This window comes from Thalassotalea euphylliae (assembly GCF_003390395.1).
Lineage (GTDB): Bacteria > Pseudomonadota > Gammaproteobacteria > Enterobacterales > Alteromonadaceae > Thalassotalea_F > Thalassotalea_F euphylliae_C.
Genome location: NZ_QUOV01000001.1, coordinates 3,668,094 through 3,687,511, shown reverse-complemented (window position 1 = coordinate 3,687,511; position 19,418 = coordinate 3,668,094). Strand labels below are relative to the sequence as shown.

Annotated in this window: 18 protein-coding genes and 1 tRNA gene; 9 read left to right on the top strand and 10 right to left on the bottom strand. The window is 44.4% G+C overall.

Annotation, left to right across the window (positions count from 1 at the left end; genetic code table 11):
* Positions 1-12: 12 nt before the first annotated feature.
* From ccmD to ccmA, 4 genes are read right to left on the bottom strand one after another with little or no spacing between them, the layout of a single operon-like run.
* Complete coding sequence (ccmD, locus tag DXX92_RS16155) at positions 13-231, bottom strand: heme exporter protein CcmD (RefSeq protein ID WP_116001529.1); 219 nt, start codon at positions 229-231, stop codon at positions 13-15.
* The gene (locus tag DXX92_RS16150; protein WP_116001527.1) at positions 231-1,019 is read right to left on the bottom strand and encodes a heme ABC transporter permease; all 789 of its coding nucleotides are present in this window, start codon (positions 1,017-1,019) and stop codon (positions 231-233) included. The genes ccmD and DXX92_RS16150 overlap by 1 nt, the downstream gene beginning before the upstream one ends.
* On the bottom strand, positions 1,020-1,727 hold the full coding sequence (gene ccmB, locus DXX92_RS16145) for a heme exporter protein CcmB (RefSeq protein ID WP_116001525.1): 708 nt from the start codon (positions 1,725-1,727) through the stop codon (positions 1,020-1,022).
* A 1-nt stretch (position 1,728) separates the two neighbouring features.
* Entirely contained in the window at positions 1,729-2,367 is a 639-nt protein-coding gene (gene ccmA / locus DXX92_RS16140) for a cytochrome c biogenesis heme-transporting ATPase CcmA (protein ID WP_428977349.1), read from the bottom strand.
* Between the two features lie 368 nt (positions 2,368-2,735).
* On the opposite strand from ccmA, the gene DXX92_RS16135 reads away from it, so the two are divergent.
* The 6 genes from DXX92_RS16135 (at position 2,736) to hemH (ending at position 9,042) form a co-directional block, all read left to right on the top strand.
* Positions 2,736-4,706 carry a heme lyase CcmF/NrfE family subunit gene (locus tag DXX92_RS16135; protein WP_116001521.1) on the top strand — a complete coding sequence of 657 codons (1,971 nt, stop codon included), beginning with the start codon at positions 2,736-2,738 and terminating at the stop codon, positions 4,704-4,706.
* A 24-nt stretch (positions 4,707-4,730) separates the two neighbouring features.
* Positions 4,731-5,279 (top strand): DsbE family thiol:disulfide interchange protein, encoded by a 549-nt coding sequence (locus DXX92_RS16130; RefSeq protein WP_116001519.1) that lies wholly within the window; start codon positions 4,731-4,733, stop codon positions 5,277-5,279.
* 1 nt (position 5,280) lies between these two features.
* A complete protein-coding gene (locus DXX92_RS16125; protein ID WP_116001517.1) occupies positions 5,281-5,748 on the top strand; it encodes a cytochrome c-type biogenesis protein in 468 nt (155 codons plus the stop codon).
* A gap of 3 nt (positions 5,749-5,751) precedes the next feature.
* Complete coding sequence (ccmI, locus tag DXX92_RS16120; RefSeq protein WP_116001515.1) at positions 5,752-7,029, top strand: c-type cytochrome biogenesis protein CcmI; 1,278 nt, start codon at positions 5,752-5,754, stop codon at positions 7,027-7,029.
* Positions 7,030-7,436: 407 nt separating this feature from the next.
* Entirely contained in the window at positions 7,437-7,976 is a 540-nt protein-coding gene (locus DXX92_RS16115; RefSeq protein WP_116002475.1) for a glutathione peroxidase, read from the top strand.
* Positions 7,977-8,025: 49 nt separating this feature from the next.
* Complete coding sequence (gene hemH, locus DXX92_RS16110; RefSeq protein WP_116001513.1) at positions 8,026-9,042, top strand: ferrochelatase; 1,017 nt, start codon at positions 8,026-8,028, stop codon at positions 9,040-9,042.
* Between the two features lie 84 nt (positions 9,043-9,126).
* Here the strand turns inward: hemH and DXX92_RS16105 are convergent, their stop codons facing one another.
* The 4 genes from DXX92_RS16105 to pepA form a co-directional block, all read right to left on the bottom strand.
* Complete coding sequence (locus DXX92_RS16105) at positions 9,127-9,336, bottom strand: cold-shock protein (protein ID WP_116001511.1); 210 nt, start codon at positions 9,334-9,336, stop codon at positions 9,127-9,129.
* A 336-nt stretch (positions 9,337-9,672) separates the two neighbouring features.
* Positions 9,673-12,528, bottom strand: a complete 2,856-nt coding sequence (locus tag DXX92_RS16100) for a valine--tRNA ligase (protein WP_116001509.1) — start codon at positions 12,526-12,528, stop codon at positions 9,673-9,675.
* Between the two features lie 97 nt (positions 12,529-12,625).
* Positions 12,626-13,060, bottom strand: a complete 435-nt coding sequence (locus DXX92_RS16095; protein WP_116001507.1) for a DNA polymerase III subunit chi — start codon at positions 13,058-13,060, stop codon at positions 12,626-12,628.
* 44 nt (positions 13,061-13,104) lie between these two features.
* Positions 13,105-14,613 (bottom strand): leucyl aminopeptidase, encoded by a 1,509-nt coding sequence (pepA, locus tag DXX92_RS16090; RefSeq protein ID WP_116001505.1) that lies wholly within the window; start codon positions 14,611-14,613, stop codon positions 13,105-13,107.
* A 333-nt stretch (positions 14,614-14,946) separates the two neighbouring features.
* Between pepA and lptF the strand changes: the two genes are divergently transcribed.
* Together lptF and lptG are read left to right on the top strand one after the other, a co-directional pair.
* Positions 14,947-16,125 (top strand): LPS export ABC transporter permease LptF, encoded by a 1,179-nt coding sequence (gene lptF / locus DXX92_RS16085; RefSeq protein ID WP_116001503.1) that lies wholly within the window; start codon positions 14,947-14,949, stop codon positions 16,123-16,125.
* Positions 16,125-17,189 carry an LPS export ABC transporter permease LptG gene (lptG, locus tag DXX92_RS16080; protein ID WP_181901769.1) on the top strand — a complete coding sequence of 355 codons (1,065 nt, stop codon included), beginning with the start codon at positions 16,125-16,127 and terminating at the stop codon, positions 17,187-17,189. The genes lptF and lptG overlap by 1 nt, the downstream gene beginning before the upstream one ends.
* Positions 17,190-17,330: 141 nt before the next feature.
* On the opposite strand, the gene DXX92_RS16075 is transcribed toward lptG, so the two are convergent.
* Complete coding sequence (locus DXX92_RS16075; protein ID WP_116001499.1) at positions 17,331-17,879, bottom strand: RDD family protein; 549 nt, start codon at positions 17,877-17,879, stop codon at positions 17,331-17,333.
* A 252-nt stretch (positions 17,880-18,131) separates the two neighbouring features.
* Here DXX92_RS16075 and DXX92_RS16070 point away from each other — a divergent pair.
* Positions 18,132-18,218, top strand: a tRNA-Leu gene (locus DXX92_RS16070).
* Positions 18,219-18,436: 218 nt separating this feature from the next.
* Here DXX92_RS16070 and DXX92_RS16065 read toward each other — a convergent pair.
* Positions 18,437-19,378 (bottom strand): GAF domain-containing protein, encoded by a 942-nt coding sequence (locus DXX92_RS16065; protein ID WP_147301977.1) that lies wholly within the window; start codon positions 19,376-19,378, stop codon positions 18,437-18,439.
* Positions 19,379-19,418 lie beyond the last annotated feature (40 nt).

The window sequence follows — 19,418 nt, the reverse complement described above, 5'->3', positions numbered from 1 at the left end:
TATTGCCAGAGCTTAGCTTTTTGCCTGTTGGGCTGCTTGTTGCTCAGCGGCAAGTTTTAATTTTTGTTCACGTTTAATTTGGCTAGCAATTTGCCCTTTAATTGCTTTGCTCGCTTTGAGGCTACTAACAATCAACAGCAAAAATAGCACGATTGACGCGCCATAGCTTAACCAAACAAAAAAGCCATAACCACCCATATCGAGGAAGGCAGAAAAACTGTCAAATTGCATTAGTTACCTCCGGCGTTTGCTTGCTTGTTGGTTGCAAGGTGAGGTGCATTGTCATCACCTGTAACGAGCGTGCGTACCCAAGGGCGCATTTTATTGCGTGACAGTACTTCGGTTTGAAAGCGAATACAGGCAATGTAGCCAGCTAAACAGCCAAATCCAAAGAAGCACAGCAAAAATGGCCAGTACATCTCAGGTGCCATGGCTGGCATACCGAGTTTAGACACCGTTGCACCTTGGTGTAGCGTGTTCCACCATTCAACCGAATATTTGATGATCGGAATATTAATCACACCTACCAGCGACAAGATACCAGCGGCTTTACCCGCCATTTGCTTGTCATCGAAAGCGTTGTGCAATGCGATAACGCCCAAGTACAAAAATAATAAAATAAGCTCTGATGTTAGGCGCGCATCCCATACCCACCAAGTGCCCCACATAGGTTTACCCCATGCGGCGCCGGTTAACAATGCGATTGCAGTAAACACCGCGCCAATAGGTGCCAGTGCCGCCGCAGAGGCGTCGGCCAGTTTTACTTGCCACACTAGGCTAGAAAGTGCCGCAATGGCCATGGCAACGTATAAGCTCATTGAGAGGATGGCACTGGGTACATGCACGTAGAAAATACGAAAGCTGTCACCTTGTTGGTAGTCTGCCGGCGCAAACAATAGTGCCCAAACTAGACCAGTACTGAGCAGTACAATGCTAGCTAAACCAAACCAAGGTTTTATTTTTTCAGTGAAGTGGTATGACACTTCAGGGTTAGCGTATGGGTGTAACCATTTCCACATTTAGTTAGTACTCACTTTTAAGGCGGCTCCAACGGCAAAAGGTGCAAGCGTTAGTGAACCAAAAAACAGCGCGGCAATTATAGCAAGTTGTCCATTGTAGGGTAAGCTTAAGCTCGCAGTATCAATGGCACTAGTGGCAAAAATGAGCACCGGAATATAAAGCGGTAGCACAATCAAACTTAGTAACACCCCGCCTTTTTTAATGCCCACGGTTAGTGCTGCACCAATTGCGCCAATAAAACTTAATACGGGCGTACCCAACAATAGGGTTAGCATTAAAGCCGAATAACTTTGCTCGGGTAAATGCAGTAATACCGCCAACAGTGGCGCGATTAAAATTAGTGGTAAGCCTGTTAACAGCCAGTGCGCGCAAATTTTTGCCAAGGTAAAAATAAACAGTGGCTGTGGGCTGATCAGCATTTGCTCCAGTGACCCGTCGCTGTGATCGGCTTTAAATAAACGGTCGAGTGACAGTAGCGTTGCCAATAACGCCGATACCCAAATAATCCCCGGTGCTATTTTCGCCAGTGTATTGGGCTGTGGACCTATACCCAGCGGGAAAAGAGTGATCACAATGATAAAAAACAACAGCGGGTTAATCATTTCGTCTTTATGACGAAAGGCAATAATGAGATCGCGTTTTAGCGTTAACATAAATGCTTGGCGGTATGACAATGCCCCTGCTTGGCGATTCGATGCGTTTGTCATATCAAAATAACCTATAACTAAGTTCGATAGTTTTAACCAAGGCAGGATCAATCGCTAAATCTTGGTGTGTCGTTAATATCACACAGCCACCTGCTTTTGCATGAGCAACAAACAATGCTTCAAGTGCCGCAACGCCTTGTTTATCAATGGCGGTAAACGGTTCGTCTAAAATCCACACTTTGGCTTTGTTTTGCCATAACCTCGCCAATGCAATACGACGATGCTGGCCAGCACTTAAATGCGATGCGTAACAGTCTTCAAACCCCAATAGGTTAACGTTTGATAACGTTTCTTCAGCGAGCTCTGGGTCTTCACCATTGAGCGCTAAATTAAAGGCTAAGTTCTCTTGCGCACTTAGCTCAGCTTTAACACCTGGCATATGGCCTAAATAAAGCAAATCTTGGCAGTAAGCTTCAGGTTGTTCGTGAATTGAGTGAGTTTTATAAAAAATATCGCCTTCAAATGGCATAGACAAACCAGCGAGAATACGCAGTAAGCTGGTTTTTCCGGCGCCGTTAGGGCCAGCCACTTGGACAATTTCTCCCGGCTGAATGGCGAAAGATAGGTGCTCGAACAGCACGCGCTCTTCACGAATGCAGGTTAATTGCTTGGCTTGGATCAAAGATGGTGTGTCAGACAAGATAACTTCAGCAGGTTAGGGCGAGGTACAACTTTTTTGGCCAATTCGCCGTAATTGATAACGAGCGTTAATCATACTACAAATTGGCGCCGACAAAACAGTCTGACATACGATGAGTCTCGCTTTTGTTGTGTTAAATCATAAAAGCATGAGATTAGTTGCGAATTGTTACGGTGAAAAAGCTGAAATAATGCAAAATTTAATGGTAAAATCGCCGGGTTTTTCAACGGCATGAAAGCCCATTATTCGCTGTTATAGGCATATAAATTATGTGGGTATTATTGGCTTAACATGATTTAACGCATTTACATCGCGGTGGATGCTAATAAGTCAGTGCTGAGAAATTATTACAGAGCTTGGAGTTATACATGATCCCAGAACTTGGGCATTTTTCCCTGATCATCGCCATGGCGTTTGCCATGTGCTTGTCAGTAGTTCCGTTAATCGGTGTCTACGCTAACCAGCCAAAGTTGGCAGCCTATGCCAAACCCCTTACTTTTGGTATGTTCATTTTTACTGCAATCAGTATTTTTATTCTCGGTTATAGCTTTGTAGTCGATGACTTCTCTGTGCGTTACATTGCCAGTCATTCCAATAGTTTACTGCCTTATTATTTTAAAATTAGCGCGGTTTGGGGCGGCCATGAAGGCTCCTTACTGCTTTGGGTATTTTCATTAACCGCCTGGACCATGGCGGTTGCGGTATACAGCAAAAACATTGAGCAGGCATTTATCGCACGCGTATTAGCGGTAATGGGGATGATTGCGGTAGGCTTTATGGCGTTTACGCTACTAACGTCTAACCCGTTTGAACGTTTATGGCCGAATGTTCCGATGGAAGGGCGCGACCTTAACCCACTGCTACAAGACATTGGTCTGATCCTTCATCCGCCAATGCTTTACTTAGGTTACGTAGGTTTCTCGGTTGCCTTTGCTTTTGCGGTTGCCGCTTTGATGTCTGGCAAGATGGATGCGGCTTGGGCGCGTTGGTCTCGTCCGTGGACAGTAGGTGCTTGGATTTTCTTAACACTTGGTATTGCGCTAGGTAGTTGGTGGGCCTATTACGAGCTTGGCTGGGGCGGCTGGTGGTTCTGGGATCCAGTAGAAAATGCCTCGTTTATGCCTTGGCTGGTCGGTACTGCCTTGATTCACTCATTAGCGGTAACAGAAAAGCGCGGTACATTTAGAAACTGGACCGTGCTGTTAGCCATTTTCGCGTTTAGTTTAAGCTTATTAGGCACCTTCATTGTTCGCTCTGGCGTAATTACTTCGGTGCATTCATTTGCCGCTGATCCAACTCGTGGTGCCTTCATCCTGCTATTACTTGCCATTGCAGTAGGCAGCTCATTAACGCTATATGCGTTTCGTGCCAGCAATGTGCAAAGCTTCTCGCGCTTCTCTTTTTACTCTCGCGAAACCGCTTTACTCGCCGCTAATGTGATTTTGGTGACATCAGCGGTAACGGTAATGCTCGGTACCTTATACCCGTTATTTATCGATGCCATGGGACTGGGGAAAATATCAGTAGGGCCACCGTACTTTAACGCGGTATTTGTGCCTATGATGTGCTTGTTGTTTGTCGTAATGGGCATTGGCCCACTAATTCGCTGGAAAAAAGCAAAGCAAGGTGAGCTGCGCAAACAACTTAACCCAATCACTGTATTGAGTGTGCTGGTTGGTTTGGCCTTTCCATTTGTCTACGCTGGCAGTTTTAATTGGTTAGTCAGCCTAGGGATTGGTTTGGCGATGTGGGTGGCTTGTGTAGTGATCAAAGAAGCCATTAATCAGAAGCAAAAAACGGGCAAGCTCACCTTGAGCCAACTGGGTATGACCCTTGCTCACTTTGGTATCGCAGTAACCATTGTTGGTGTTACCTTAGTATCTGTTTATGAAACCGAAACCAACGTGCGAATGGTGGCTGGTGAAAAAGTAACGATCGACGGTTACACCATTGCTTTTATTGGTATCAAACCAGTTAAAGGGCCAAACTACTCAGCTGAACAAGGTCAGCTAGAAGTTTATCAAGGTGATGACTTTGTTGCTTTATTGCAACCTGAGCGTCGTACTTACTTAGTACAAACGATGGGCATGACCGAAGCGGCTATTGACCCAGGTTTGACGCGCGATGTCTATTTAGCACTGGGCGATCCACTGGGCGATGGCGCTTGGGCGATTCGCGTGCATATTAAACCATTCGTACGCTGGATTTGGTTAGGCGCGATATTTATGGGACTAGGTGGTTTTGTCGCCATGATGGATAAACGCTACCGTCAACGCCGTAAACAGCACGCAACATCTCGCGCAGATGAAAGTGCACCATTAACTCAGCAAACAGTTTAAGCAGTAGGCCAAGTAGTCAGTATTATGGGAAAAGTTATTCGTTTTTTACCACTCATTGTCTTTATTGCGCTGGGTGCAGTGCTTTATCGCGGTTTATTTCTAAAGCCTCAAGAATTGCCTTCGGCGCTTGTTGGCAAATCCGTCCCTGCGTTTAGTTTGCCGGGCTTAAAAAATGCAGAGAGAGTGCTTACGCCAGCCGACTTGTCTGGCGATATTGTGTTGTTAAATGTTTGGGCAACTTGGTGTCCGTCATGTCGCTATGAACATCCTTATTTACTGGATTTAGCGAAAAGCGGCCAAGTGAGCTTATACGGCTTGAACTACAAAGATGAACGCCAAGCTGCGCTTAAGTGGTTAGATGATTTAGGCGACCCTTATTTGCTCAATGTCTTTGATGAAGCCGGCAGATTAGGATTAGATTTAGGCGTTTACGCGGCGCCTGAAACCTTTGTGATTGACCATCATGGCATTATTCGTAAACGCTTTGCTGGCCCTATTGATGCGAAAGTGTGGCAACAAGAGTTTGCGCCGCTGGTAAAAACTATTCGCCAAGAGCAAGCACGAGGAGAATAAGATGTTAACCCGAATATTATGCTTAATCGCTTTATTGTTTGCCGGTGCAACTATTGTGTTGGCCATGCCAAGCCAAACCCAAGCGTTTGATGATCCCGTGATGGAAAAGCGCTATCAGTCGTTAATTAAAGAACTACGCTGCCCGAAATGCCAAAACCAAAACTTGGCTGATTCAAATTCACAGATTGCCGTTGATCTGCGCAATGAAGTCTATGACATGCTCAACCAAGGCAAAGCGGACATGGAAATCACCAGTTACATGGTCGATCGCTACGGTGAGTTCGTTTTATATCGCCCAAAAGTGAATCAGCTGACCTACATTCTGTGGTTTGGCCCAGCGGTTATCTTGTTTATCGGTGTTGTTATTGTTGTGATCGCTGCACGTCGAAAAGCGGCGAGCAAAAAAGAGCTGAGTTTGTCAGCCGAACAACAACAACAACTTGACGAAATTCTAAAAGAAAAAGATTAATTCATGTTTGAAGTATTAGTTTTAATAGTTGGTTTTATTATTCTGCTACTAGCCGTTATTTGGTGGCATTTTATTCGCAGCAGCAAACAACAAGCTGTCGCCATGACAGGTGCTCATCGAGAAGACACTAATGTTGCGCTTTACAAAGAGCATAAAGCGGAAATTGAAAAAGACTTTAACGATGGCAAGATTGATGAAGAAAGCCATCAGTACTTATTGGCCGAGCTTGATAAAAGTCTGCTGCAGGATATTGAGCAGAATAAAAAAGCCCAAGCGACTAACGATGCCAGCGTGCAAAAGTTGTCAGTTATTTGGCCTATTGGTCTAAGTGTTTTTGTACTGATGTTCAGCTTAGCCATGTACAGTCAGCACGGTGCTTATGAAAGATTGGCACAGCCAAGAATGGTGGCGAGCAACGATCAGGCACAACAAGCGCAGCAGGAGCAAATGCACGCGCAACTGCAACAATTACAACAAGCAGTAGCTACTGACCCCAACAATGCTGATGCATGGTATGGCCTAGGTCAGCTGTATGTTACTGGTGGTCAATTTCAACTAGCGGTTGAGGCATTTGATAAAGTGATTGCCATTGAAGGTGAACAAGCCGACTTGCTAGGTGCGAAAGCACAAGCGACTTATTATGGTGCAAATCAAACCATTACCCCAGAAGTACAAACACTGATTGATCGCGCCTTAGCATTAGATGCCAATGATCCATCAACGAATATTTTGCTTGGTATGCACAATTTTATGAATCAGTCTTATCAACAGGCGATAAATTACTGGCAAAAAGTTGTTGATGCTGGCCGCCAAACGGTTAATGTCGCAGCGCTAACCGAAGCGATTAATGAAGCGAAAAGCCGCTTGTCGCTGACGCAAGGAGAATCAAATCAAGGTGATGCTACTGATGCAAATACAGCAGCTATTGGACCTCAGTTAACCTTGTCGGTTGAATTAGATGAAAAATTTGTTGATCAGTTAAACCAAGGTGAAGATAAAGTCGTATTCGTTTACGCAGTACCAGCCAATGGTGGGCGCATGCCAGTTGCAGCGGTAAAATTGATGGCGTCTGATTTACCAACGCAAGTGGTATTAAATGACGCTCGTGCCATGAGTCCACAAATGACCTTAAGTATGGTAGAGACTGTCAATGTCTATGCAGTGGTCTCTCAGCTTGGTGGTGCAGGCATTCAACCGGGTGATTTCAAAGCTGAAGTTAACAACGTTAAGGTGAATACAACAGCACCTATCGCCGTTAAAATTGATACGTTAGTGCCGTAGGTGTTAGCTGTTGGCATTGCCAAAAGAATAAGAAATACTGTTAAATTTAGCGCGCACCTATTTAAATAAGCATATTTGAGAAGAGACCTGCCTGATCGCAGGTCTTTAATTATGGCTAGAGGCATTTGTTATCTATAACATTAGTTAAAAGGCAGTCGCCAATACATAGTCGCTAACACAACAGGTAGCGCCAAACACTAATTTGGTAGTAATTCAATCTGGTGTAAATCCAATTTGGCTTACATTCAATTTAGTTAATATATGAGCGCTTACGACAATACATCATTTGTTGATCTACGTTTATAGACTGTCTGTAACGTTGAACAGCTAACATAATAATTCGATAAGGATATAACGTGAAAAAATTAACGCTTACCTTACTATCTACTATTGCTGGTGTCGCTATGATGGCGCCAGCAGCAAATGCAACAAGCAGTGCTTCAGTAGACGCTAGTGCCAGCAAGTCATCAGCACAATGCGCACCTTTTTTGAATCATAGTTTCCGCAAGCTACATGCTCAAGATCAAGTTGATTTATGTGAGCTAACCGCAGGCAAACCAGTGCTCGTTATCAACACTGCCTCTAATTGTGGTTTTACACCGCAATTTAAAGCATTAGAAGCACTTCACAAGGAATATAAAGACCAAGGCTTAGTGGTCGTTGGCTTTCCGTCAGATGATTTTTTCCAAGAAGAAGACGATGAAAAAGACACCGCTGAAGTGTGCTTTGTTAATTACGGGGTAACTTTTACCATGCTACAAACTTCACCAGTTCGTGGCTCAGATGCTAACCCAGTATTCAAGCATTTAGCGGATGAAACCACTGCTCCTAAGTGGAATTTCTACAAATATTTAATTAGTAAAGATGGCAAGCAGGTTAAGCACTTTAATAGTCGCGTTAAACCTGACGAAGCTGAGTTTATTCAAGCAGTACAAGCTGTATTGTAAGCTCACGCTCTTGACCTCTTACAGACAACAAAAGAGATAAGGTAGCTGTATGTCTCGATTTATCGGGCTCGATAAAAGCATCCACGATAAGCGTTTAAAAACTGGTGTACTATTGGTCAACCTTGGTACACCTGATGCACCGACTCCAAGCGCTCTGCGCCGTTATTTAAAAGAGTTTTTGTCTGATCCTCGCGTGGTAGAAATTCCACGCTTGGTATGGATGATCATCCTTCATGGCATTATCTTGCGAGTAAGGCCGGCGAAATCTGCCAAACTTTACAAAAGCATTTGGACGAAAGATGGCTCACCATTGTTAGCCATTAGTAAACGCCAAATGGGCAAGGTAAAGCAGCGTCTACATCAAACTTACGGTGAAGACGTGACCGTGGATGTTGCTATGCGCTATGGCAATCCAGGCGTCAGCTCGGTGCTCAAACAAATGCAGCAACGTGGTATCAACAACTTAGTGGTGCTGCCTTTATATCCGCAGTATGCTGGCCCTACCACGGCCTCAGCCTTTGATGCTGTGGTGAAGGAAATTCAACAGTGGCGTTGGATTCCAAGTGTGAACTTCATCGGTTCGTATCACGACCATCCGCTGTATATCAAAGCACTTGCTAATAGTATTCGTGAGCACTTTGAGCAGCATGGCAAGCCAGATAAGCTTGTGTTGTCTTACCACGGTATGCCTAAGCTGTTCCATGATAATGGTGACCCTTACTACTGCTTCTGCGCGAAAACCACACGTTTATTGGCAGAGGCACTTGAACTGAGTGAGGATGACTTCGTGATGACCTTTCAGTCGCGCTTTGGCAAAGCAGAATGGCTTAAGCCATACACAGATGCAACGTTGGCAGAGTTAGCACAAAATGGTGATAAGCATGTAGCCATTGTTAGTCCTGCATTTAGTGCTGACTGTTTGGAGACGTTAGAAGAGCTTGAGTCTGAAAATCGCGAAGAGTTTATGGAAGCTGGTGGGGAAACCTATCACTATATTCCTGCGCTTAATGATCGCGATGATCATATTGATGTGCTTGAAGATTTGATCAAGCCTCATATCGTCTAGCTCAAAAAGCTTGAGGTAATAAAAAAGCAGCCAAATGGCTGCTTTTTTTGAATCTGGTATTTAACCTTTACGAATGTGTAAAGATTAAAGAGCTGTTACGTTCTCAGCTTCTGGGCCTTTTTGACCTTGCTTAACGCTGAAAGAAACAGATTGACCGTCAGTTAATGTACGGAAACCTGAACCTTGGATAGCGCTGAAGTGTACGAATACATCTGGGCCATTTTCTTGCTCGATGAAACCAAAGCCTTTCGACTCATTAAAGAATTTTACTTTACCAGTTACTGTGTCTGACATACCTAATTTTCCCGTAGTCAATAAATTTAAATAATGACGTTACCGTCGCTCACGGAGTAAATGCCCTCTACCCAAAAGTACAGACAGAGGAAGGTATATCCATTAACACAAAACGCGTCAGGTGACTTAACTTACTACACAAATAGCTAATTAAAACCTTCATCCGAACGCAAAAACTCAACGCGAAATAAGCTTAACACACGAATTAGCATTAAGCATGCAAAAAATAAATAATTTATGTTGCAAACAGATGACATAAAAAGAAAAGGCCATTACAGATTGTAATGGCCTTGAGGTCTTACCAGATGTGGGTTAGCCCAAAAACGCGAAAGCTAATTAAAGCGCTTCAATTTGCGCCTTTTGCTCTAGCATTTTCGCTAGCGTTGACTCTGCTTCTGCAAGCTTAGCTTTTTCTTTTTCGATAACGGCTTCAGGCGCTTTGCCAACGAAGTTTTCGTTGCTTAGTTTACCTTTCACGCGTTGTACGTCTTTTTCCAGCTTTTCGATACCTTTGCTTAAACGAGCAAGCTCAGCATCTTTATCAATTAAACCCGCCATTGGGATAAGCACGGTCATTTCGCCAATCACTGCTGATGCAGAAGCTGGGGCTTCGCTGGCATCATCTAATACCTGAATTGACTCAAGTTTCGCGAGTGAGCTTAAGAACTGCTCATTATCGTCTAAACGGCGCAGATCTTCTGCTGACACATTAGTCAACAGCACAGGTAATGGCTTGCTTGGCGCAATATCCATTTCGCCGCGAATATTACGAATGGCGACGATAAACTGCTTGACCCACTCAACATCCGTCAGCGCTTGTTCATCAACTGCGCTTTCGTCGTATTGCGGGAAGCTTTGGATCATAATGCTATCACCCTTAGCGTCAAACGCAGATAGCGGCTGAACTGATTGCCACACCGTTTCAGTGATAAATGGCATGATAGGGTGCATTAAGCGTAATAGCGCTTCTAACGTGTTTACCAGCGTGTAACGGGTACCACGTTGCTGTGCTTCACTGCCTTTGAACAATACTGGTTTAGTCAGTTCTAAATACCAGTCACAGAATTGATTCCAAGTGAATTCGTATAGCGCTTGTGACGCTAAGTCGAAACGGAATGTGTTAAACGCTTCGTGCACAGCTTTTACGGTTTGTTGGAATTGGCTAGTGATCCAGCGATCCGCTAGTGAGAACTCCATCTCACCGCCTGCCTTGCCGCAGTCGTGCTCTTCAGTATTCATTAACACATAGCGACTAGCGTTCCATAACTTGTTACAGAAGTTGCGGTAACCGTCTAAACGTTTCATATCCCAATTGATGTCGCGACCTGTTGAAGCAAGTGCTGATAAGGTAAAGCGCAACGCGTCAGTGCCGTGTGCTTCAATGCCTTCTGGGAATTCTTTCTTGGTGCGTTTGGCTATCTTTTCCGCCAGTTGAGGCTGCATCATATTGCCAGTACGTTTGGTCAGCAACTCATCTAATGAAATGCCGTCAATCATATCGATAGGGTCAATAACATTACCTTTCGACTTCGACATCTTGTCGCCATGGTCATCGCGAATGAGACCTGTTACATACACTTGCTTAAATGGTACTTGTGGCTTGCCGTCGTCATCTTTAACAAAGTGCATGGTCATCATGATCATACGGGCAACCCAGAAGAAAATGATGTCAAAACCAGTAACTAACACATCAGTAGAGTGGAAGTCTTCTAGCTCTGGCGTTTTTGCTGGCCAACCTAATGTTGAGAAAGTCCATAGGGCAGATGAGAACCATGTATCTAATACATCATCGTCTTGGCGAAGTGCAACGTCGTCAGCTAAGCCGTTTGTCGCGCGTACTTCCGCTTCATCTCGGCCTACGTATACATTGCCGTTGTCGTCGTACCATGCTGGGATTCGATGACCCCACCATAACTGACGTGAAATACACCAGTCTTGAATGTCGCGCATCCAAGCAAAGTACATGTTTTCGTATTGCTTAGGAACGAATTCAATGTCACCGTTTTCAACGGCTTCAATCGCCGGTTTTGCTAGTGGTGCAACGCGTACATACCATTGGTCAGTTAATAGTGGCTCGATAATCACACCTGAACGATCACCGTACGGTGCAACTAAGTCGTGATCTTTAATGCTGTCTAGCAAGCCAAGTTCGTCGAACTTAGCAATAATGGCTTTACGCGCTTCAAAACGGTCAAGGCCAGCAAATTCAGCTGGTAGGGCAGTATCAAATGCGTCAGAAGGCTCACCGTTGGTGTCGTAAACTTCAGCTTGGGCGAGTACTGCTGCATCTTTATCAAAGATATTGATCATGGCTAGGCCACAACGCTTACCGACTTCGTTATCGTTAAAGTCGTGCGCTGGTGTGATTTTCACACAACCTGTGCCTTTTTCCATATCCGCGTGCTCGTCGCCAACAATTGGAATGCGACGGCCAACTAACGGCAACTCAACGAATTTGCCAATTAAGTCTTTGTAACGTGGGTCTTCTGGGTTAACCGCAACACCTGTGTCACCTAACATAGTTTCTGGGCGAGTAGTGGCGACTACTAAGTGATCTTGGCCTTCACTGGTTTTTGCACCATCAGCAAGCGGGTAACGCAAGTGCCACATGTGGCCTTTTTTGTCTTTGTTTTCAACTTCAAGATCAGAAATAGCGGTGTGAAGTTTAGGGTCCCAGTTAACGAGGCGCTTACCACGATAAATTAAATCGTCTTGATATAAGCGAACAAACACTTCTTGCACGGCATGTGATAAGCCATCATCCATGGTGAAGCGTTCACGTTGCCAGTCAATTGAGTTGCCTAGGCGGCGCATTTGCTGACTGATGTTGCCACCAGACTCTGCTTTCCATTCCCAGATTTTATCGATAAAGGCATCACGGCCGTAATCGTGACGAGTTTTGTCTTCTTCCGCGCCAATTTTACGCTCAACCACCATTTGCGTAGCAATACCAGCATGGTCAGTACCTGACTGCCATAAGGTCTTTTTGCCTTGCATACGTTGGAAACGGATTAAGGTATCCATAATGGTTTGTTGGAAGGCATGACCCATATGCAAGCTACCAGTAACGTTTGGTGGTGGAATAGCAATTGAGTAGCCATCGCCTTCACCTGTAGGGCTAAAGTAGCCTTTTTCTTCCCAGCTTTGGTAAAGCTGCTGTTCGATATCAGAAGGATTAAATGTTTTTTCCATCTTTAAAGTCTGTCTGCGTAAGTTGTGTTCGTAATATGTTTGGCATTTGTACTGTGTTAGTTTGCTAAAGCTAGCTGCTATGTTTAACTCGCTTGGCCTAATTCGATACGGCGTGCGTGTCGACTTGAAAGCCTAACTGGCGGCAAGCCTTAAAGCGCTCGCGGGCAAGTTGTTTTTCTTGCTCGGGTGCTGGTACAAAGTCCATTACATGTGAAAATTGGTTGGCAAACACAGGCATGTTTTGTGCTAAATTAATTAGCACTGCGCGTCTGCCGCGTGGTGGTTGCCAGCCGATTTCAACTGGCGCCCCCTGCTTAGGGCCTTCGCCCACTAGGTTGTGTGGTACGAAACTGTCAGGCTCGAATGACCAAAGTAGTTCATCAACATGATGGGCCAACTGCTGATCTTCGGTGAAAATATACACCTTTTGCTGTTGACGAAAGTAGTTGGCAGCCAAGCTACAGGCATAATGTAGTCTTGCTTGTTCGCTGCTGCCATCAGGCATCAAATGAAAAACTGCTTGGGTTTGCATTCGCGAGTCAACCTAACGTTTTATTCTGTGTTAGAGCTGGCGTATTATTCGCCTTGCTCGGCACCACTTTTGTTGAGTAAAAACTGGGTTAGCATGCTAACCGGGCGACCTGTTGAACCTTTGTCTTTACCGCCGCTGCGCCATGCTGTACCGGCTATATCTAAATGCGCCCAATGGTACTTCTTAGTAAATTTAGCTAAGAAACAACCAGCAGTAATGGCACCTGCCGCACGACCACCTAAGTTAGTGAAATCTGCAAATGGACTTTCTAACTGCTCATGGTAGTCATCCCATAACGGTAAACGCCATGCGCGGTCACCGCTTTGATCAGAAGCATTAAGTAGTTCATGTGCTAATGGGTTATGCGTACTCATCAAGCCCGTTGCATGTTTACCTAAGGCAACGACACAAGCGCCAGTTAAGGTTGCCACGTCAATCACCGCTTCTGGTTCAAAGCGTTCTACGTAAGTTAATGCATCACATAGCACCAAGCGGCCTTCGGCATCAGTGTTTAACACTTCAACTGTTTGACCTGACATTGTCGTTAAAATATCACCTGGGCGATAAGCATTGGCATCAGGCATATTTTCACAACCAGCCAATACACCAATGACGTTAATTGGTAGGTCTAATTCCGCTAGTGAATGCATTGCACCTAGCACGCCAGCTGCGCCGCCCATGTCGTATTTCATTTCATCCATGGCTTCGCCTGGCTTAATTGAAATACCACCAGAATCAAAGGTTAAACCTTTGCCGACCAGCACAATGGGCGCTTGATCTTCATCACCACCTTGATAGTTGATGATACTCATCATAGATTCATTCGCCGAACCGCGACCAACGGCAAGGTAAGAGCCCATACCCAGTTCTTCCATTTGCTTCTCACCAACAACTTCGGTGGTTACTTTGTCGTAGTCGTTCGCTAAGATATTGGCTTGCTCGGCAAGGTAAGCTGGGTTACAGATATTTGGTGGCATGTTAGCCACGTTTTTACAGGTATTGATACCTTCAGCGACACCTAAACCGTGCGTAATGGCTCGTTCACCAATTGGCAATTCACGGCGCGTTGGTACGTTGAAAACAATTTTACGCAATGGGCGGCGAGGCTCTTCTTTACGCGTTTTTAAGCTGTTAAAGCTGTATAGGCAGTCTTGTGTTGCTTCAACGGCTTGGCGCACTTTCCAGTAGGTATCACGGCCCTTAACATGCAACTCAGATAAGAAACATACGGCTTCCATTGAGCCTGTTTCATTTAAGGTGTTAATCGTTTTACTGATGATTTGACGGTATTGACGTTCGTCTAATTCACGCTCTTTACCACAACCAACAAGTAGCACGCGCTCACTTAAAATGTTTGGCACGTGATGAAGTAAAAGCATTTGGCCTGACTTACCTTCTAAGTCACCGCGGCGCAGTAAGTTACTAATGTAACCTTCACTAATTTCGTCTAGTTGTTCAGCAGTAGCAGATAAACGGCGAGGTTCAAAAACGCCAACAACAATACAGGCGCTGCGTTGTTTTTCTGGGCTACCACTTTTTACACTAAATTCCATGAATTCTCCTACTGGATTGCTTGCGTGCAATTATCTTTTTTGGTGCGAAACTGTATTTCACTTGTATTTACCCGTCTCTGACCTCAACAAATCAGCCAAACAAAGCGTTGGATCTCTCGTTTAGCGACAGATAAACTAGCTAAAATATCTAATTAACCTATTAGGTTACTATCAATTAGATAGGGCTAAGGGCTATAATTATAGCCACATTCAACGGGTTTGCTACGCGCAAGTACGTTCAATTATGTATAAAAATAGCAATTTTACTTAAAAATTGCGCCATTGTCAGAAAAAAACTAAGTTTTTAATCATGGTTATCGATTTGAGGTTTAAGTGATTGTATTTCGTTATCTATTAAAGGAAGTGGCTAAAGCGCAGCTTGCTGTTTTCTTTGTGTTGATGACCATTTTTATAAGTCAGAAGTTTGTTCGTGTGCTTGATGACGCCTCTGAAGGGGGGATTCCTGGTCATCTGGTTATGGTGTTTATTGGCCTGAAAATGCCTGATTTAGCGGGCATGTTATTGCCATTGAGCTTATTCCTCGGCGTTTTGCTCGCTTATGGTCGCATCTATGCTGACAGTGAAATGACGGTATTGCATGCATGCGGAGTCAGCGAATGGTATGTCGTGCGAGTCACACTCGTACTCAGTTTAATCACTGCGATATTTACGGGGATATTTACGCTGTACCTTGCGCCTATGGCGGCCGAATATGAATATCAAGTAAAAGAAAGGCTGGCGGCCGATTCCGGCATCAGTGCTATGGTCGCGGGGCGTTTTCAAAAAACGGGTAACGATAAAGCGGTGGTGTTTATCCACGATAAAGACAGAGCCGACAGCTCGCTTAACAAAGTATTTGTAGCCCAACTACCGAGTGAAGCGGGTGGCGTTGAAAGTGTGATTAATTCCAGCCTAGTTTACGCAGACAAAGGGCGCGTTGTTGAAGAAGAATCTGGCTCACAGCGCTTGGTACTAGAAGATGGCACACGTTATCAAAGCGATATTAATTCAGGCGAGTTTCGCGCCGTCGCTTTTGACAAATACTACATTCAAATTCAAGATCAAAAAGTTGAGCATAAACGCCGAAAAATCAGTGCGATTGCTACCGAAGACTTACTGTTAGATGACTCGCAAGATGCACAAGCCGCGATACAGTGGCGTTTAGCCTTTCCACTCGCTTGTATTATTTTAACCTTAGTTGCAGTGCCGTTGTCTGTGGTTAATCCAAGACAAGGGAAATTCGCTAAATTGTTACCTGCACTGCTTTTATTCCTCGCCTACTTCTTGTTACTAACGGCGATGCGCTCAGGTGTTGAAGGCAACGCGCTACCTTATTATGTCGGGCTTTGGCCTGTGCACCTGATAGCTCTGGCGCTTGGTGCGAGTTTATTAATGCAAAGTAGAACTAGTGGCTTGCGCTTAAAAGCTAGATTACCCAAACGAGCCAGAAATAGAAGAGCCAGCGACGTTAAATCAACCGCTCAATCTGAGCTAGAGCGGAGGCAACAATAATGCGTATTTTAGATGCTTATATCGGCCGTGTTATTGCTTCAACCACATTTATCACGCTTATGGTGTTTGTCAGTGTCAGTGGCATTATCAAGTTTGTTGAGCAAATGGGCGATGTTGGTCGTGGTAACTACGAGCTAGCGCATGCTGCGCTTTATGTCTTATATGCGGTGCCGCGTGATATCGAAATATTCTTCCCGATGGCGGCGCTGATTGGTGGCTTGATTGGTATTGGTATGTTGGCCAGCAATAGTGAGCTGGTGGTAATGCAAGCTGCAGGCTTGTCAAAACTTACTATAGTTAAATCGGCGATGAAAACGGCGGTGCTGTTAATTATCGTGTCGATGGCGGTAGGTGAGTGGTTAGCGCCAGCAGGAGAAGCGTCGGCACGAGAACTTAGAGCACAAGCCATCTCGGGTGGTAGCCTAATTTCCGCGAAGAATGGTGTGTGGGCGAAAGATGGCGATTACTTTGTTCATATTACGGAAGTAGAAGATCAAGGCACGCTAAACAAGGTGCAAGTCTATCGCTTTGATGAGTCATTAAAGCTAGAGAGCTGGCTATCGGCAGATTCAGCAACTTTTGCAGACGGTGCTTGGCAACTTAGCAATGTCAAAGACACAAAAGTCACCGATCGCGCGGTAGTTGAAGAAACGTTTGAAACGTTGGCGTGGCAGTCCAGCTTAACGCCGGAAAAACTCGGTGTGGTAACAGTAAAACCAGAGTCGCTGTCGGTACAAGGCTTGGTTAGCTACTTAGAATATCTTTCACAAAACGAGCAAGATCAAAGTCGTTACTTGTTAGCATTTTGGCGAAAATTGGTTCAGCCATTAACTGTTGCGGTCATGCTCTTGGTTGCTTTGTCGTTTATCTTCGGCCCACTGCGCTCAGTGTCGATGGGGGCGCGCATCATGATGGGTGTATTGACTGGCTTGTTGTTTCACATCACCAACCAAGTGTTTGGTAGTTTAAGCTTGGTATATCAGTTGCCGCCAATTATTGGGGCAGTTATGCCGAGCATCTTGTTTGTCAGTGTCGCGCTGTTCTTGATGAAGCGAAAGGCATAAAGCAAGACCGACAAACTAAAACCAATAAACCAAATCGATAAATCAAAAGAGCAGCGATTTAGCTGCTCTTTTTGTTGTTATTCGATCTTCAATAGTCTTTCTTCAGCACTCGCCCTTTAACACTCTGTCTTCAGTTTTGGGTTAACGTCTTGGCTCATTGGCAGCAAGTGATAAAACAACAACTTCGGTATTGGTAAGTTTATCTTGCAGGCTCTGCTTATTCTTTCTATCAAACAGTACTAAGAAATTCCCTAATCCCAAAAGTGTTGGTAACAAGCGCTTTAAGCCTGTTTTTTTATCGATAACACTGCCGTCTAAATTCTGTACTCGCAGTCGCCATGCTTTCATACCGATAGTCTGGCCGTTACGTGCCCAAAAATAAATGAAGAAAAACGCGACCCAGCCAATGCCCCAGCCATCCACTAATATTCGGTAAATGATAGAGCTCTCTTTAACATCAATTAGATGATCAAATCCTGCCGTATCCACCAAACCAATATTGGCAGCCAAGGCGAAAAGTCCAAAGCCTATGGCACCCGCGACCATATAAACCGCAATGGCGATCAATGCATCATAAACCCAAGAGCCAAAACGACGGAAAAAGCCAGCGCGAGGAAATTCGGTATAACGGACAAAAGTGGTATCTTCTTGTTTAGCCGTTTCTTGTTTAGCCGTTTCTTGTTTAGCCATAGGGGGAGATAAGCTTAGTAAATTCGGATTACATTAAGGGGCTAGTATACAGCGCTCTACTTAACAAACCCAAGCTTAAGTTACGTGGGGAAGGTAGTGTGCTTGTCTCGCAGCCTAAGTAAAACAGGATTTATATGCCATTCGCATAATTAATCGCCACTTAGCCTTGTTTACTGATAAAAAGGATTGATTCATCAAGATCTTTTCGTATAATGCCAAGCACTTTCGTTAGTTAACGAAACGACATGTGTTGCCGGAGTGGTGGAATTGGTAGACACGACGGATTCAAAATCCGTTGCCTTTGCGGGCGTGCCGGTTCAAGTCCGGCCTCCGGTACCATTTTCTCTAAAAGAGAAAACTAATAAACCTGCTTAATGCAGGTTTTTTTGTTTCTACTGCCTGTAAAAACTCAAATTTCGCTCCTGCCTCAAGCTCCAATCCTATGTTTGTGCAACTAACTTGATAACACTCGCCAATACGTCTTTGTGTTATTTCACTGATATTAAAGCATGTTATTTTCCGTATTCGAGGTAGTGCCGAAATTAGCGTATTGTTCGTTAGTTTCTGGCATTAAAATAGTGAGCCATATAAGCGTTAAAAATTAACTCGTCGAGCGATTGCTTCCCGTCGTCTTCGGCTAAACCGCAAATCACTTCAATATTGCTAATGCGCCTGTGGTGTAGGTTGTTGTTAACAAGGTTTGTTATTTGTTGAGCTGTGCTAGTTAACGAATCCATTGAGCAATTTGAAAATAGGCCAACAAAGCCAGATTCTTCATATCGTGCAATAACGTCTGAGCCAGTAGAGCTTAATTTCAAAGAATCGACAACAATCTTGAGGATCGTTGTATAGCTATCGGGTTTTGAATCCTTTAATCCAGCTAAACCTTTTACATAAAAGTACATAACGGCTAGCGGGATATCAGCATCTCGGCAAATCTTTTGACCAATTGTGGCTATTTGATTAAACCCATCATGATTAAGCAACTGGCTTTCAAGGCAATATGCTTTGCCATTTCGTGCGGCAAGCTCAAGTTCAATAATAGCGGCGATTTGTTTTAACTGCCGCTGTGAGGCTAAATTAAATTCTTTCGGCTTGTTATCGATTAAACACAATGAGCCAATATTGAACCCTTCAGGAGACTTTATTGGTTGAGCGGCGTAAAATCTGATATCAGGTTTGTTCAATACAAACGGATTTTCCGCAAAGCGTTTGTCTTTTAATGTGTCTTGCACGATAAAGCTTTCTTCTTGAAGAATGGCGTGCGCACAAAAAGAATCATTGCGGTGCGATTCTTTTGCATCTATTCCAATTCTCGATTTATACCAAGTTCGTTTGCTATCAACGATGGAAAATAGGGCAATAGGAACACCAAAAAGTTGCGAAACAAATTGGGTCAGACGGTCATATTTATCTTCAGGTGCTGTGTCTAAAATATTCAGCTTTTTAAGCGACGCTATTCGACTTGTTTCATTCGCAGGAAGTGAGGGTTTGAGCATGGCTATAAATTCTAAATAAGCCCGAAATTGTAGAGCAAGG